The sequence below is a fragment of the Enterobacter sichuanensis genome, assembly GCF_009036245.1.
Taxonomy (GTDB): domain Bacteria; phylum Pseudomonadota; class Gammaproteobacteria; order Enterobacterales; family Enterobacteriaceae; genus Enterobacter; species Enterobacter sichuanensis.
The window spans coordinates 1,170,302-1,185,893 of sequence record NZ_CP027986.1 but is presented as its reverse complement, the minus strand read 5'-3'; the positions used below and the strand labels follow the sequence as shown (position 1 = coordinate 1,185,893).

General features: G+C 58.0%; 17 protein-coding genes. 7 read left to right on the top strand and 10 right to left on the bottom strand.

Features of this window, described 5'->3' with window-relative positions; genetic code table 11:
* Positions 1–17 precede the first annotated feature (17 nt).
* Both C1N69_RS05500 and C1N69_RS05495 read right to left on the bottom strand, forming a co-directional pair.
* The gene (locus C1N69_RS05500) at positions 18–455 is read right to left on the bottom strand and encodes a DcrB-related protein (protein WP_095441109.1); all 438 of its coding nucleotides are present in this window, start codon (positions 453–455) and stop codon (positions 18–20) included.
* Between the two features lie 117 nt (positions 456–572).
* Positions 573–1,463, bottom strand: coding sequence for an oxidoreductase (locus C1N69_RS05495; RefSeq protein ID WP_155030804.1), 891 nt, complete (start codon positions 1,461–1,463; stop codon positions 573–575).
* A 105-nt stretch (positions 1,464–1,568) separates the two neighbouring features.
* Between C1N69_RS05495 and C1N69_RS05490 the strand changes: the two genes are divergently transcribed.
* Positions 1,569–2,690, top strand: coding sequence for a YbdK family carboxylate-amine ligase (locus C1N69_RS05490; RefSeq protein WP_155030803.1), 1,122 nt, complete (start codon positions 1,569–1,571; stop codon positions 2,688–2,690).
* A gap of 120 nt (positions 2,691–2,810) precedes the next feature.
* Positions 2,811–3,059 carry a DUF1158 domain-containing protein gene (locus C1N69_RS05485; protein ID WP_155030802.1) on the top strand — a complete coding sequence of 83 codons (249 nt, stop codon included), beginning with the start codon at positions 2,811–2,813 and terminating at the stop codon, positions 3,057–3,059.
* Between the two features lie 50 nt (positions 3,060–3,109).
* On the opposite strand, the gene C1N69_RS05480 is transcribed toward C1N69_RS05485, so the two are convergent.
* Both C1N69_RS05480 and C1N69_RS05475 read right to left on the bottom strand, forming a co-directional pair.
* Positions 3,110–3,451, bottom strand: a complete 342-nt coding sequence (locus tag C1N69_RS05480) for a RamA family antibiotic efflux transcriptional regulator (RefSeq protein WP_010428317.1) — start codon at positions 3,449–3,451, stop codon at positions 3,110–3,112.
* A gap of 32 nt (positions 3,452–3,483) precedes the next feature.
* Positions 3,484–4,587, bottom strand: coding sequence for an MBL fold metallo-hydrolase (locus C1N69_RS05475; RefSeq protein ID WP_155030801.1), 1,104 nt, complete (start codon positions 4,585–4,587; stop codon positions 3,484–3,486).
* A gap of 190 nt (positions 4,588–4,777) precedes the next feature.
* Here C1N69_RS05475 and C1N69_RS05470 point away from each other — a divergent pair, with 190 nt between their 5' ends.
* From C1N69_RS05470 to nfsB, 3 genes are all read left to right on the top strand, one after another.
* The gene (locus C1N69_RS05470; protein ID WP_059386507.1) at positions 4,778–5,368 is read left to right on the top strand and encodes a TetR/AcrR family transcriptional regulator; all 591 of its coding nucleotides are present in this window, start codon (positions 4,778–4,780) and stop codon (positions 5,366–5,368) included.
* Positions 5,358–5,726 carry an MmcQ/YjbR family DNA-binding protein gene (locus tag C1N69_RS05465; protein ID WP_025759537.1) on the top strand — a complete coding sequence of 123 codons (369 nt, stop codon included), beginning with the start codon at positions 5,358–5,360 and terminating at the stop codon, positions 5,724–5,726. Before C1N69_RS05470 ends, C1N69_RS05465 begins: the two co-directional genes overlap by 11 nt.
* 120 nt (positions 5,727–5,846) lie before the next feature.
* Positions 5,847–6,500: an oxygen-insensitive NAD(P)H nitroreductase gene (gene nfsB / locus C1N69_RS05460; protein WP_155030800.1), complete on the top strand. Its 654-nt coding sequence runs from the start codon at positions 5,847–5,849 to the stop codon at positions 6,498–6,500.
* A 27-nt stretch (positions 6,501–6,527) separates the two neighbouring features.
* Here nfsB and C1N69_RS05455 read toward each other — a convergent pair whose 3' ends face one another.
* Together C1N69_RS05455 and C1N69_RS05450 are read right to left on the bottom strand one after the other, a co-directional pair.
* Positions 6,528–7,130, bottom strand: a complete 603-nt coding sequence (locus tag C1N69_RS05455) for a hypothetical protein (RefSeq protein WP_045286098.1) — start codon at positions 7,128–7,130, stop codon at positions 6,528–6,530.
* 152 nt (positions 7,131–7,282) lie between these two features.
* Positions 7,283–8,152 (bottom strand): helix-turn-helix transcriptional regulator, encoded by an 870-nt coding sequence (locus tag C1N69_RS05450; RefSeq protein WP_025759533.1) that lies wholly within the window; start codon positions 8,150–8,152, stop codon positions 7,283–7,285.
* A gap of 107 nt (positions 8,153–8,259) precedes the next feature.
* Between C1N69_RS05450 and C1N69_RS05445 the strand changes: the two genes are divergently transcribed.
* Together C1N69_RS05445 and C1N69_RS05440 are read left to right on the top strand one after the other, a co-directional pair.
* Positions 8,260–9,696 carry an MFS transporter gene (locus C1N69_RS05445; RefSeq protein WP_155030799.1) on the top strand — a complete coding sequence of 479 codons (1,437 nt, stop codon included), beginning with the start codon at positions 8,260–8,262 and terminating at the stop codon, positions 9,694–9,696.
* A gap of 64 nt (positions 9,697–9,760) precedes the next feature.
* Entirely contained in the window at positions 9,761–11,005 is a 1,245-nt protein-coding gene (locus tag C1N69_RS05440; RefSeq protein ID WP_059386510.1) for a mechanosensitive ion channel family protein, read from the top strand.
* On the opposite strand, the gene C1N69_RS05435 is transcribed toward C1N69_RS05440, so the two are convergent.
* The 4 genes from C1N69_RS05435 to C1N69_RS05420 all read right to left on the bottom strand — a co-directional run bounded on the left by C1N69_RS05435 (position 11,006) and on the right by C1N69_RS05420 (position 15,467).
* Positions 11,006–11,977 (bottom strand): LacI family DNA-binding transcriptional regulator, encoded by a 972-nt coding sequence (locus C1N69_RS05435; RefSeq protein WP_155030798.1) that lies wholly within the window; start codon positions 11,975–11,977, stop codon positions 11,006–11,008.
* 75 nt (positions 11,978–12,052) lie between these two features.
* Positions 12,053–13,195: a Gfo/Idh/MocA family protein gene (locus tag C1N69_RS05430; protein WP_095441116.1), complete on the bottom strand. Its 1,143-nt coding sequence runs from the start codon at positions 13,193–13,195 to the stop codon at positions 12,053–12,055.
* Positions 13,188–14,213 carry a sugar phosphate isomerase/epimerase family protein gene (locus C1N69_RS05425; RefSeq protein ID WP_094918515.1) on the bottom strand — a complete coding sequence of 342 codons (1,026 nt, stop codon included), beginning with the start codon at positions 14,211–14,213 and terminating at the stop codon, positions 13,188–13,190. Before C1N69_RS05425 ends, C1N69_RS05430 begins: the two co-directional genes overlap by 8 nt.
* A 15-nt stretch (positions 14,214–14,228) precedes the next feature.
* Positions 14,229–15,467: an MFS transporter gene (locus C1N69_RS05420; RefSeq protein ID WP_155030797.1), complete on the bottom strand. Its 1,239-nt coding sequence runs from the start codon at positions 15,465–15,467 to the stop codon at positions 14,229–14,231.
* Positions 15,468–15,592 lie beyond the last annotated feature (125 nt).

Below are 15,592 nucleotides of genomic sequence, written 5' to 3'. Positions count from 1 at the left end.
AACAACGGTCCCTGAAGTTAATGGTGGAAGCGGAAGCTCCTGAGAAGTTCGCCAAACAGCGCGCTGTCGGCATCGCCCGGCGCGCGGGTGCAGGTCATGGTGAAGACCAGGACTTTATCGCTGTTGGTATTAAAGACGGCCTGCTGCTGCCAGATGCGTTTCCCGTCGCGCAGGTAGCTGGCATGGACAATTTCACCCTGTGAAAGGTTGTCGCCAAGCGTAGCGGCGCTGCGCTCACCCTGCTTCCAGGCCTTGATGTGTTTTGCCATCAGCGCGAGCTGGCGATCGATATACGCGGCAAGCGCTTCGCCGGGATTGAGGGCATCGCGGGAGATGTTGAACGCCGGCGCATCCGCCGCAGGCGGCGCGAAGACGTTGACGGTACGATCCTGATAACCCTCAGGAAAGGTGATCTGTCCTTCACTGAACAGGCACTGCGAATGTTGTTCTGACATTGAGCGGGTCCCACCACATTTTTTCAGAAGCGGTAAGTTTCGCATATGTGTTTAAGGCTGACTATCCCCAGATTATTGCCACACGCCAGTCCTCACCGAACGCAAAAACAGCGGCCGTTAGCCCGGCCCCTCGCTCCCCGCCGCCAGCAGCGGGACCACCACGTCGCTGATGGGCACCGCAATACCGTGTTTGCGGCCGTAGCGCTGGATCACGCCGTTGCGGATATCCCACTCCAGCGGGCGATCCGCCTGGCGGTCGGCGAGGATCGAGGTGCCCAAATCCGCGGGCGCACGCTGGAAGTTCGCCAGGATCTCTTGTGCGACCTCATCATCCAGCGTCGCCCCTTCGGCGCGCGCGACGGCAAGCCCCTCGCGCAGATAGGCCAGCGCCAGTTCGCTGACATCCTCGCGCCTGAACATCCCGGCGCGGCGGTTAGCCAGCACCATCAGCCCGGCAACGGCGTTTTGCAGCAGCTTGCGCCAGGCCACCGTTGAGAAGTCTGCCGAGAGTTCAACCGCGCAGCGTGTCCCCTGCAGCGCATCCACCACCTGTTTTGCCTGCGGCACATCCGGCAGAGTCAGTCGCGGCCTGGCGCGCAGCCATACGGAGGCATCCGGCTCGCGCTGTGCCGGGAACCAGACCACCGACGGCAGTACCGTGGCGCCGTTGACCCACGGCTCAAGCTGGGCTTTTTGCTCAACGCCGTTTTGCAGGGCGCAGACCACCGTGTTTTCATCACACAGCGCGCGCAGCCATCCGGCGCTGTCGGCATTTTGCGTCGTTTTTACCGCCACAAAAACCAGATCGGCCGGGCGCGCGATGACGCTCGGATCGGTTAATACCGGACCGGGCACAACCGTTTCCCCCTCATCGTCGCGCAAGCGCAGTTCAGGATGCGCGGTGCGTCCGCACAGCAGCGGCGTGCGGCCCGCGTCATGCAGCACCGCGGCAATGGTGGTACCAATTGCGCCAGGCCCCAGTAGCGCAATCACTGGATTGTCAGACATGGTGAACTCCCCTTTTCGCTAAGCCTGCTAACAGTTATACCACCCTGAACAGTGAGCGCCACGTCGTTGTCTATACTCATCACTCTACTGACAACGGAGTGCGCCATGCCTTTACCCGATTTCAAATCCTCTGAACCTTTTACCCTTGGCATCGAACTGGAACTGCAGGTGGTGAATCCGCCAGGCTACGATCTGAGCCAGGACTCCTCCGCGCTTATTGCCGCCGTCAAAGACGACATTAAAGGCGGGGAAGTGAAGCACGATATCACCGAAAGCATGCTCGAAATTGCTACCGGCGTGTGTCAGAACATCGACCAGGCGGCGGCGCAGTTCTCGATGATGCAGCAGAGCATCCTGCGCGCGGCGGCGGAGCAGCACATCCAGATTTGCGGCGGCGGGACGCATCCGTTCCAGAAGTGGCAGCGTCAGGAAGTGTGTGACGATAAGCGCTATAACATCACGCTGGAGCGCTTTGGCTATCTGATTTTGCAGGCCACGGTGTTCGGCCAGCACGTGCATGTCGGCTGTCGGACCGGGGATGACGCGATTTATCTGCTGCACGGCCTGTCGCGCTTTGTGCCACACTTTATCGCCCTGGCGGCGGCATCGCCGTATATGCAGGGCACGGACACGAAATTTGCCTCGTCGCGGCTCAATATCTTTTCGGGTTTTCCGGATAACGGTCAGATGCCGTGGGTCAACAGCTGGCAGGAGTTCGAAGGGCTGTTCCGCCGCCTGAGTTCCACGAGCATGATCGACAGCATTAAAGATCTGCACTGGGACATTCGCCCCAGCCCGCATTTTGGCACCGTGGAGGTGCGGGTGATGGATACGCCGCTGACCCTCGGCCACGCGATTAATATCGCCGGGCTGATTCAGGCGACATCCCACTGGCTGCTGACCACGCGGCCTTATAAGCATCAGGAAAAGGATTTTCTGCTCTATCGCTTTAACCGTTTCCAGGCCTGTCGCTACGGGCTGGAAGGTATTCTGACGGATGTACATACCGGCGAGCATAAAACCGTGGCGGAAGATATCGCCTGGCTGCTGGAGCAGGTTGCGCCGTCGGCCGAGAAGCTCGGCGCGGCAAGCGCAATCAATGAAATTGCTCTGCTGTTAAAGCAGGGCAAGAGCGAGGCGCAGCGCATGCGCGACTTTATCGCCGACGGCGGATCGCTTATTTCACTGGTGCAGAAACACTGCGAGCTGTGGGCGACGAGTCCGTAAGCGACCCGACTGCGGACCATACACCCCAAAGGGGCGAGGAGAAACCGGGTGACGGGTTTAAATTGCTTAACGTGCCGGGATGCCGGACAATGACATTTTTAACTGACGATTAACATTACGATGAAACACCCGTTAGAATCGCTGCTCACGGCAGGCGGCATTTTATTGCTGGCCCTGCTTTCGTGTCTGCTGCTCCCTGCGCCCTCGCTTGGGCTGGTGCTGGCGCAGAAGCTGGTGACCACCTTTCATATGGTCGACCTTAACCAGCTTTACACCATTCTGTTCTGCGTGTGGTTTTTACTGCTCGGGGCGATCGAATTCTTCGCGTTGCGTTTCGTCTGGCGCCGCTGGTTTTCACTGGCGTCGTAAGCAAAAAAGCCGGGTGGCGGCTACGCCTTACCCGGCCTACACACGACAGGTTAATGTGTCTGGCTATGGTTCTCTTTGCGGTACGCGCCAGGCGGCTGGTTGAAGGTGCGGGTGAAGATGCGGGTAAACGTCTGCTGCGAGTCAAACCCGTAACGCAGGCAGATATCGTATACCCGGGCGTCGGATTCACGCAGATCGCGCGCCGCCAGCAGCAGCTTGCGTTCACGGATATAGCGTCCCAGACTCTCCCCTTTGTACTGCATAAACAACCGCTGCAGGTGCCATTTCGAGTAGCCCGCGTGACGGGCAATCTCTTCTATACGTAATGGCTGGTGCAGGTTGTCGTCGATCCATTCGACGATAGTGTCGATGACTTGAGCGGAAATGGTCATACTGCTCTCCCCCTCTGCTTCTCGCTTAAACATTATTCCCACCACGTACGGAATGTTTGCGTGGTGTCACTCACCCGGACGGGCTCGCCCAGTTCCGGTGTCAGCAGCCGATAATTTTGATCCTTGCTGGCGTTGGCCAACTGGATCAGCGGGTCGTTCCAGGCGTGTTTCGCCAGCACGAAGCGTCCGTTATGTCCGGGCACCACGGCTTTGGCGCCAAGATCCGCCGACGCCTGCGCTGTCTCCTCCGGCAGCATGTGGATGTACTTCCAGTCCTGGTCGTACTGACCGTTTTCCATGATGGCCAGGTCAACCTCGCCAAACTGCTCGCCGATGGCCTTAAAGTGCGGGCCGTAACCGGAATCACCGCTGTAGTAAACCTTCTGTTCCGGCGTGACGAACATAAAGCTGCCCCACAGGGTGCGATCGCGTTTGATACCCCGCCCGGAGAAGTGACGCGCCGGCAGAACGTGCACCGTCAGCTCATCGCTGATGCGCACCGACTGGTTCCAGTCGCGCTCGTCGATAATCTCGGGGTTCATTCCCCAGTAACGCAGGTGGGAACCCACGCCCAGCGGCGTGACCACGCGCTTCACCTTTGGCAGCAGCGCCCTGATGGTGGCGTAATCCAGATGATCGTAGTGATCATGCGAAATAATCAGCAGGTCGATCTCCGGCATGCTTTCTGCCCGCCACGGATACTCGCCGGCAAACGCTTTATTGAGGAACGAGAACGGTGCGGCATAGTTGCCGAGTACCGGGTCAATCAAAATGCGTTTGCCCGCCAGCTGCAGGTACCACGAGGAGTGGCCAAGCCACACCAGGGTGTCCTGCTCCAGCGGCAGGCTCGCAAGATCGGTTTTTACCAGCGGAAGCGGCCGGGCCGGGCGTGCGTTTTCGGTTTTTTTGGTCAGGAAATCCCACATCGCGACCAGCATATTTTTGTCGCCGTTATACCCCGGCGTCGGCAGCGTGTTGTGGAATTTCCCCTCACGATACTGGGGGGAGGCCTCCACTGCCGTCAGTTGCTCACCCTGCGGCGACTGGCCAAATCCGGCATTCAGAACACACGGTAAACTCGCAGCTGAAGCTAAAATCATGATTAACACCACGCAGATGAAGAGAGGTTTTTTCATATCCTGACCCGAAAACGCGCCCCATCCGATAGTTTGCGCGGGGTAAACTTGATTATGAGTGAGTAAGCACTCATTATAGATGTGATGAGAAAGTCGTCAAGACGTTTTCGATCTTTGACATTCCGCGTTGCAGCGGGTCAAAGCACGTGTTTCAATCAGGGTTTTTATCATTGACAGGGGGAAAAATTTAGTGGCACGTCCGAAGAGTGAAGATAAAAAACAGGCCTTACTGGAAGCCGCAACGGTGGCATTTGCACAGTCAGGTATTGCCGCCTCAACGGCGCTCATTGCCCGTAAGGCGGGTGTCGCCGAAGGCACCCTGTTCCGCTACTTTGCTACAAAAGACGATCTGCTGAATGCCCTCTATCTGCATCTGAAGCAGGATCTCTGCCAGACCATGCTGGCGAACCTCGATCGCACCATCACGCTGCCAAAGGAACATACCCGCAATATCTGGAACAGCTATGTGGACTGGGGAATTCGTAACCCGGTTGCCCATGCGGCTATCCGCCAGATTGGCGTCAGTGAAAAGCTGAGCGCCGAAACGGAACAGGCGGTGAAAGAGATGTTCCCGGAGCTGCATGAACTTTGCCGTCGCTCGGTGCGTCAGGTGTTTATGTCTGATGAGTTCAAAACGTTCGGCGATGCGCTGTTCTTATCGCTGGCCGAATCCACGATGGAATTTGCCACCCGCGATCCTTCCCGCGCCGTCGAATTTAAAGCGCTCGGCTTTGAGGTGATGTGGCGCGGGCTTGCCCAGGAAGAGAGCGATGGAGAGTAAATCCTTGCAGGAGCACGCCAAACGCGTGGCGCTGGAGTTGCCCTTTACTGAACACTGCTGGCCGTTTGGGCCAGAATTTGACGTGTTTAAAGTGGGCGGAAAAATTTTCATGATTGTGGCGGTCGCGCACGGGCGGCCGCACGTCAGCCTGAAGTCAGACCCGGAAAAATCGCTGTTAAATCAGCAGATCTATCGCGGCGTTGAACCGGGCTATCACCTCAACAAAAAGCACTGGATCTCCCTCTACGGTACGGACGACGTCACGCCAGAACTGGTGACCGACCTGATTACGGATTCCTGGCATCTGGTGGTGGATAAACTGCCGAAAAAAGACCAGAAGTGGATCAGGCCAGCCTGATTGTTCGTCTGAGACGAACAGATTAAGCGCTCGAATTGCACTTATCTTTTTCCACGTCCCGCTGTAATCTGCTCATCTTTCGCGCCCGCACGCGGGCGATTTTCATCACCAGGAGTTGTTATGGATATCATTTCTGTCGCCCTGAAACGCCACTCCACCAAGGCGTTCGACCCAGCCCAAAAACTGACCGCTGAAGAAGCGGAAAAAATCAAAACCCTGCTGCAGTACAGCCCGTCCAGCACCAACTCCCAGCCGTGGCATTTTATTGTGGCCAGCACCGAGGAAGGAAAAGCGCGCGTAGCGAAATCTGCCGCGGGTACCTATGTGTTCAACGAACGCAAAATGCTCGATGCTTCTCACGTGGTGGTGTTCTGCGCGAAAACCGCGATGGATGACGCCTGGCTGGAACGCGTTGTGGATCAGGAAGAGGCCGATGGTCGCTTTGCCACGCCGGAAGCGAAAGCAGCCAATAACAAAGGCCGTCACTACTTTGCCGATATGCACCGCGTGGATCTGAAAGATGACGACCAGTGGATGGCGAGACAGGTCTACCTGAACGTCGGTAACTTCCTGCTGGGCGTGGCTGCGCTGGGCCTGGACGCGGTACCGATTGAAGGTTTCGACGCGGCGATCCTCGATGAAGAGTTTGGTCTGAAAGAAAAAGGCTTTACCAGCCTGGTGGTGGTGCCGGTTGGACACCACAGCGTGGAAGATTTCAACGCCACGCTGCCAAAATCTCGCCTGCCGCTGAGCACGATTGTGACAGAGTGCTAATTAACACGGGCCGCGCTATGCGGCCCGTTACGCTTTACTGATGACTAACCTGCGATGTGGATGGACATCGCGATCGTATCCCCAGGCAAACGCAATCCAGCGCTCTTCCAGCTCGGCGTATGAACTCACCGGTGTTAAATGCCACTCTTCTCCTACCGTACCGTCCGCCACGCTTATCCGATAATTCATGCTGAACGCCCAGTCGATCATGCGTAACCAAAACCGCTGACCGTCTCCGGTTTGCTCACTGTCAGACACAACAATGTCGTATTCGCTTAACACCCATTGAAAGAAGGATTGTGGTAATCCGCTGATGACACGCTGATGGACAGCGCGCGGCGTACGCCAGACCATAACCTGTGTCGCTGCGCCGTGAGGAAACGTAATTTCTTTATGGAACGTTAACTTCACCGCATACGCGGTATAAGGTTTTCCATCGTCGGTGGTCACGAGACGGTATTCGTCGCCGTAGCGCGATTTTAACAGGCGATATCCCTCAGGCAGCATAAATCCGGGCAGATGAAAATCCACCGTGCCTCGCGCAAGAAACGCTTCAGTATGTTCGACGTTTCGGGAGATAAGGCCTAATTTTTGGCTGAAATCTGCGGAATCAATCATCAGTGGCGACATGGTGGTTTCTCATGGCGTGAGTATAGACGACTTAACACCTCATCGAAATGATGTCGATTCAGTCGATTGGTTTAAGTTAACCCCCACATTACACCGGTCTCCTCCACTCAGCAGATTCGGCTCTTATTCCCTGAAAGCCTCTCGCAAAAAACTTATTTACCCTGCGCCGCCAGCCATTCCATTGCCCGCTCCCCCGCCTCATCCACCGGCAGATACACCAGCAGCCGTGACCCGTTTCGCGGCGCGGAGTACCAGTACATCTGCTGCAGCGTAAAGTCCCCCAGCTCCGGATGGGTAAATAGCTTGAGCTGGTTCTCTACGCCGCGCACGTCGTTGCGCTGGTGCCACAACGTTTTAAACTCCTCCGACACTGCAAAGAAGCGCGCCAGTTTGGCCTCCCACAGCGGATCGCCCCGGTGTTCGGCCATCGCCGCGCGGAAGTAGGAGACAAAGATGGGCAGCACATCGTCGCGTCTGCCAAGACGTGCGCGCCACGCCGGATGGGTGAGAAACAGGTAAATGCAGTTGCGGTCTTCCGGCGGAATGTCATTGAAATCGACGCCCATGAGATGTCCGAAGCTGTCATTCCACGCCACGATGTCGAAGTTCGGTTTCTGAATGCTGGCGGGTTTCGGCATCAGCGTATCCAGCAGGCGGCGCGTGCCTTCACTGATACCCTCGCAGCAGACCGCCTGCGGCGCTTCACCCGGCGGCAGCCCTGCCAGCACAAACAGGTGCCGGGCTTCGGTTGGGGTACACTGCAGCGCTTTTGCAATAGCGGCCATCACCGCGCTGGAGGGATTGACGTCCCGCCCCTGCTCCAGCCAGGTGTACCAGGTCACCCCCACGTCCGCGAGCATTGCCACCTCTTCCCGGCGCAGACCCGGCGTACGGCGTCGACCGCTGCGCGGCAGGCCAAGACGCTGTGGATCGAGGCTTTCACGACGGGCACGTAAAAATGCCCCCAGCTGTTTTCGGGTGTCATCCTGATGTGAGGCGACGGGTTCAGACATCAAGGCCATAGATCCCCCTGCATGGTAGTGCCAGTACCAGTATAAGCAAGAACTGGTACCCGTTTATTAGATGGTTGATGCTACGACCATCTGTTGAATGACGCAATGGAGTTACCATGAATACGTCAGTAGTTTCACCGGGTCGCGCGGGCCTGATATTGCTGTTAACCGGCCAGATGCTGCCGATGATAGATACCTCAATCACCAACGTGGCGCTGGACGCCATCACCCATTCACTGCATGCGACCGCCACCGAGCTGGAGCTGATTGTCGCCCTCTACGGCGTGGCCTTTGCCGTTTGCCTCGCCCTCGGCAGCAAGCTCGGGGATAACTTTGGCCGCCGTCGCCTGTTTATGTGGGGCGTGGCAGGCTTTGGCCTGGCCTCGCTGCTGTGCGGGATGGCGGGGAATATTGAACAGCTGCTGGCAGCGCGCATTGTTCAGGGCGCGGGGGCCGCGCTTATCATGCCGCAAATTCTTGCCACGCTGCACGTCACGCTGAAAGGCACCGCCCACGCCAAAGCTATCAGCCTGTTTGGCGGTATCGGCGGGATTGCGTTTATCGTCGGGCAGATGGGCGGCGGCTGGCTGGTGTCGGCGGATATCGCCGGGCTGGGTTGGCGTAACGCCTTCTTTATCAACGTCCCGATTTGTCTGGTGGTGCTGGCGCTGAGCCGCCGTTTCGTGCCGGAAACCCGTCGCGAGACGCCTTCGCGCATTGACTGGGCGGGCACTGTCCTGCTGGCGGTCATTCTCTGCTGCCTGCTGTTCCCAATGGCGCTTGGCCCCCAGTGGCACTGGTCCTGGCCGCTGAAGGCCGCACTGTTTGCCATTCTCCCGCTGGGCTATCTGATGGTATTGAATGCCCGTAAAAAGGAGCGCGAGAATGCCCATCCGCTGCTCCCGCCGCGCCTGCTTTCGCTTCGCAGCGTTCGCTTTGGCGTCCTGATTGCGATGCTCTTTTTCAGCGTCTGGTCCGGGTTTATGTTCTGTATGGCGCTCACCATGCAAACCGGTCTGGGGATGGCGCCGTGGCAATCGGGGAACAGCTTTATCGCCCTGGGCGTGACCTACTTTATTTCCGCGTGGTTCGCGCCGCGCCTGATTGCCCGCTACAGCACCAGCACCATTCTGCTGACGGGTCTGGCGATCCAGATTACCGGCCTGCTGGCGCTGATGGCGACGTTCCGCCTGTGGGGCATGAATAACACCGCGCTAACGCTGGCGCCCGCCACCGGGCTGGTGGGCTACGGGCAGGCGCTGATCGTAAACAGTTTCTACCGCATCGGGATGCGCGATATTCAGCCTGACGATGCGGGGGCGGCGAGCGCCATTTTGAGCACGCTGCAGCAGGCCGCGCTGGGGCTGGGTCCGGCCATTTTTGGGGCGATTTTGCTGCACGCGCTGCAGCACCATCACGGGGATTACACTCAGGCGATTAACGTCTTCCTGGCCGTGGAAACTGTCATGATGATCGTTCTGGGGCTGGCAACGTTACGTATGCGCCATCGCCTGTCTCTGCCCGTGGTGAAAACCTGCCAGGCCACCAAATAAGCCGCGAATTTGCATAATAGATCCGCAGCCGCCATTATGGGGCTGCATCAATACAGGAGACGTTATGCAGGAATTAATTGCTCAGGTAGAAGAGTTAGGGATCGAAATTACCCCCACCACATCATTAGTCATCATCTTTGGTATTATTTTTCTTACCGCCATTATCATTCATTTTATTCTGCACAAAGTTGTCTTGCGGGCCTTTGAGAAGCGTGCGCAGGCCAGCAGCCATTTGTGGCTGCAGATCATCACCCAGAATAAATTATTTCACCGTCTGGCCTTTACCCTTCAGGGGATTATTGTCAACGTCCAGGCGGTACTGTGGCTGCAAAAAGGCAGCGAAGCGGCGGAAATATTAACCACCTGCGCAAAGCTGTGGGTGATGGTGTATGCCCTCCTTGCCTTCTTCTCGCTGCTGGACGTGATTTTCAATCTATCGCAGAAAATGGCCACCGCGTCGCAGCTGCCGCTGAAGGGGATCTTCCAGGGCATCAAGCTGGTGAGCGCCATTCTGGTGGGGATCTTAATTATCTCCCTGCTCATCGGTCAGTCTCCGGCGATTCTGATCAGCGGTCTGGGGGCCATGGCGGCGGTATTAATGCTGGTGTTTAAGGATCCTATCCTGGGTCTGGTGGCGGGTATTCAGCTCTCGGCCAACGACATGCTCAAGCTCGGCGACTGGCTGGAGATGCCGAAGTACGGTGCAAACGGCACGGTGACGGACATCGGGCTGACCACCGTTAAGGTGCGCAATTTCGATAATACGATTACGACCATTCCGACGTGGGCGCTGGTCTCCGACGCCTTTATCAACTGGAGCGGCATGTCGGCCTCCGGTGGGCGACGCATTAAACGCAGCCTGAATATTGATACCACCAGCATTCATTTTCTCGACGAGCAGGAGCAGCAGAAACTTATTCAGGCGAAGCTGCTGAAGCCCTATCTGGCCGCGCGTCATGAGGAGATTAACCTGTGGAATCAGCAGAACGGTGAAGGGGAATCGATATTAAACCTGCGCAAGATGACCAATATCGGCACCTTCCGCGCTTATCTGAATGAATATCTGCGCAACCACCCACGGATTCGCAAAGATATGACATTAATGGTGCGCCAGCTCGCGCCGGATGCTAACGGCCTGCCGATTGAAATATATGCCTTCACCAATACGGTGGTCTGGGCAGAATATGAAGAGATTCAGGCCGACATCTTCGACCATATTTTCGCGGTGGTGGATGAATTTGGTCTGCGTATTCACCAGTCGCCGACCGGGAACGATATTCGCTCGCTGGCAGGCGCTGTTGCCAGATAATCAGGTGCTGGCGCGGGAAATAAAGCGCCAGTCCATCATCACTCTTTCCGTGGGCGCATCCGGGTTGTCGATCTTATTTAAGAGCAGATCGACCGCCTTGCGCCCGATATTGCGCGACGGCTGTTCAATGGTCGTCAGCGAAATCATGTCCGCCAGCTCGGTGCCGTCAAAACCGACAACCGCAATATCCTCCGGCACGCGCAGCCCCGCCTGCTGAATAGCGCGCAAGGCCCCTGCCGCCAGGGTGTCGGAAACGGCAAATACCGCGTCCGGCGGGTTTTCCTTCAGCAGATTTTGCATGGCGGCCATTCCGGCGCGGGAGCTGAGATCGCTTGCGTACTCAACCGCCTGATACGCCAGGCCTTTAAGGTGGATCACGCTCTTGTAGCCGCGCTCGCGCAGCCGGGCGTATTTATAGCTGAGGTCGTGGTTGATCATGGCAATGCGCTTGCGGCCACCTTCAGCAAGCTGGCTGACGGCGTGCTGCGACGCATCGACGTCGTTAATTCCCACGCAGGAAACCGTCCCGGCATCGGCGTATTCGGCGCACTGCACCCAGGGGGCAGAACCTATCAGCGCGGCCAGTTCCGGCAGCTTCGAAAAGGCGTCCATAGTGATAATGCCGTCGACGATTTTGCCGGAAAGCAGGCTCAAGCCCGAGCGGGAGCGTTCGATATCAGAGCCAGAGTTGCAGAGCAGAATGCGGTAGCCGTTCTTCTCGGCCTCTTCTTCGATGCCTTTCACCACCTCGGCGCAGAACGGGTTGGCAATGTTCGAGACCATCACCAGGATCATATAGCTGCGGGCCGTGCGCAGCTGGCGCGCCAGCAGATTGGGCTGGTAGTTACTCTCTTTAATCGCCTGCAGGACGCGATCGCGGTTTTTTGCTTTCACGGTATCGCTGTTGTTGAGCACCCGGGAAACCGTCGCCACGGAGACCCCGGCCAGCTGAGCGATTTTCTGAATTGACATAGCGACGACACTTCCTGCGGTTAGCGTTTTGTGCAGGCTACCATAAATTTGTTGCCCGGCGAACCGGGCAACGCGTCATTGCGCCACGCGAACCCAGCGCTGTTGCTGATGGCTTTTTACTATTGCATCAATGATATACATCACGTTCGCGCCATCATGGAAGGTGGCAAACGCAGGCCGTTCCGGCATTGCGCCTGCCTGCACGGCGCGGTAGAACTGCGCCATCATGTTTTTGAAGGCATCCGGCCAGCCTTCAATATGCCCGCCGGGGAAATGGGCGCTGTCGGCCACGTCTGGGTTCATCAGGCTCGGATCGTCGCTGAGCGTCTGGTTTGCCTGTGCGCGATGGCCGATCCACAGCTGCTGCGGGCTCTCCTGATCCCACGCCACCGACCGCTCGCTGCCGTTGATCTCAAACGTCAGGCGGTTTTTGCGCCCGGCGCTCACCTGCGAGACGCTAAAGCTGCCCTTGCTGCCGTCGTCAAAGCGGAACAGCACCGAGCCGAAGTCTTCGGTGGTGACCGGCTTGTCCTCATAGCGGGCGTGCTCCTCGTGCACGAAGGTCTGATTTCCGGCCACGCTAGCCTTGCGCGTCGGCCAGACGATAGCGAGGTCGGCCATCACCTCGGTGATGCGGCGGCCGGTGACAAACTGCACCGTGTCGCACCAGTGGGAGCCGATATCCGCCACCGCGCGCGACGCCCCGCCCAGCGCGGCATCCACCCGCCAGTTGTAGTCGGTTTCGAGCAGCATCCAGTCCTGCAGATAGCTGCCGTGCGCGGCAAATACCCGTCCGACGCTGCCCGCGCGTAGCATGCTCGCGGCCTGTCGCACCATCGCAAACTGGCGATAGACAAAGCTGACGCCGTGTACCACACCCGCCTGCTCTGCCAGCACCACCAGCTCGCGGGCCTCGTCCGGGGTCATGCACAGCGGCTTCTCGGAAAAGACGTGCTTTCCCGCGCGCAGGATCTGGCGGTTAATCTCTGCGTGCAGGTGATTTGGCGTGCAGTTGTGCACCACGTGCAGATCGGGATGTGCGAGTAACGCATCCACGCTGCCGTAGGCGTGCGGGACGTTAAGCCGACGCGCTTTTTCCTGCGCCTGCGCCAGCGAGCTGTCGCACAGCGCGACGACCTGCACAAAACCCAGGCGCCTGAGCGCCTCGATATGCGCCGGGCCGATAAACCCGCTGCCGATAATGCCGACGTTAATCATGGCTGCCTCCTGCCGCGAAATCGTCAAACGCGCGCCCGGAGACCGGGATAATGTGGCGGCGGATAAACTCGCTGCCTTCGCGGGCACCGGTATCGCCATCCTTCAGGCAGCACTCCCACTCCAGTACCGCCCAGCCGTCGTAGTCGTACTGCGTCAGTTTGCTGAAAATGCCCCTGAAGTCGATCTGCCCGTCGCCCAGCGAACGGAAGCGGCCGGCACGGTTGATCCACGGCTGATAGCCGCCATACACCCCGCTCCGCGCGCTGGCGCGGTATTCGGCATCCTTCACGTGGAATGCTTTGATGCGCGCGTGATAGATGTCGATAAAAGCCAGGTAGTCCATCTGCTGCAGCAGCATATGGCTCGGGTCGTAGAGAATGTTGCAGCGCGGGTGGTTATCCACCAGCGCCAGAAAACGCTCAAACGTCACCCCGTCGTGCAGATCTTCCCCCGGATGCAGCTCAAAACAGACGTCTACGCCCTGTTCATCGAAGGTATCCAGAATCGGTCGCCAGCGAGCTGCCAGCACCGCGAACGCCTCCTGGAAACGCTGCTCGTTATGCGGCGGCCACGGGTAAAAAAACGGCCAGGCCAGCGAGCCGGAGAACGTTGCGTGCGCTTTCAGACCCAGTCTGGCGGAGGCGATCGCCGCCTGCTTCAGTTTCTCCGTGGCCCACGCCCGGCGGGCCGCATCGTTACCGCGCACGGACGCGGGCGCGAAATGGTCAAACGCGTCGTTGTAAGCCGGGTTAACCGCCACAAGCTGCCCTTCAAGATGGGTCGATAGCTCGCTGATGACAAGCCCGTGTGCGGCCAGCTTAGCGGTGACGTCATCGCAGTAGGCCTGGCTCTCTGCGGCTTTCTCTACATCAAAAATGTGCGGATGATTGCAGGGGATCTGCACCGCTTTATAGCCCTTATCTGCCGCCCACCCAGCCAGGCCGTCGAGCGAGTTAAACGGGGCCTCTTCGCCAATAAACTGCGACAGAAAAATACCGGGTCCTTTCATCGTCCTCATACCACCTCCAGAACGTTACGCCTTGTCATCGTCATACCTGAACGTGAGAAGGAAAATAAGCGCGATCGCCGCGGCGGCCACCGCCGGGATCCACCAGAATGTCACCCACGCCTGCGGCACGGTATGACCTGCCACCAGGCGGTTGTAGAGCGCCCCGGAAATCTGCGAGCCGAGCAGCATCCCGATACCGTAGGTGAACATCACAATCATGCTCTGCGCCTGGCCTTTTACTTTTTCGCCCGCCACGCGGTCGGTGTAGATAAAGCCCACCACAAAGAAGAAGTCATAGCACACGCCGTGCAGCAGAATGCCAATGTACAGCAGGAAACGTCCCTCTTCGCTCACGCCGAGGGCAAACATGGCGTAACGCACGAACCACGCCAGCATGCCGATCAGCAGCATAACTTTCACGCCCAGGCGGCGGAACAGCAGCGGGATCACCAGCATGAAGACGATCTCCGACATCTGCCCGAACGACATCGCAGTGCTGACATCTGCAATCCCTGCGTCTGCCAGATAAGACGCGGTATAGGCGTAGTAGGTACCGAGCGGCACGGAAATCAGCATCGCGCAGACGGAAAAGACGAAGAAGTGACGGGTTTTAAGCAGCGCGAAGGCATCCGCGCAGAACAGATCGCGCACCTTAACCGGCAGCCCTTTAGCGGGGGCTGGCGTGTGTGGCAACGTCAGGCTATAGAGGGCCAGCAGCACGGAGCTGGCCACCGCCACCTGGAAGATGGTGACGCTTGCCGCCACACCGGTAACGCCAATAAATATCCCCGCCGCAATCCAGCCGATAGTGCCGAATACGCGAACCACCGGGAAGGTTTTATCGACGTTTGCCAGGCTGTGAAACGCAATGTTGTTGGTCAGCGCAAGGGTTGGCATGTAGCAGAGCGTGTAGCCAAACAGCAGGCCGATCAGCAGCGCACCGTTTTCAGCAATCAGCGCGCCCGGCACAAACCACAAGATCGCCGCCCCGGCGAGATGCATCACCGCCATGACCTTTTGCGAGGCAAAGAAGCGATCCACCAGCATGCCAAGCACAAACGGCGACAGAATAGAGGCGATTGGCCCGGCAGAGAACGCATCACCAATCAGCAAAGACATGTTGTGCTGGGTCATCACCAGACCCAGCGTGACCGACCAGCTACCCCAGATAAAAAACTGCAGAAACATCATCAGCGACAGCCGCGGCACCAGCAGCCGGTGCTGCGCTATCGCCTTTCCACTACTTTCAGTTGTTGACACCATGACGAGCCCCACCCTCAAAAAGTAATCGATTACAAAACAGTTCAGGTAAAAAGTAATCGATTACAAAATAAAGATCCTGTGGATCGTAGAAGATTTGGGAGGGGGGTCACGATAAAGGTAGAGTG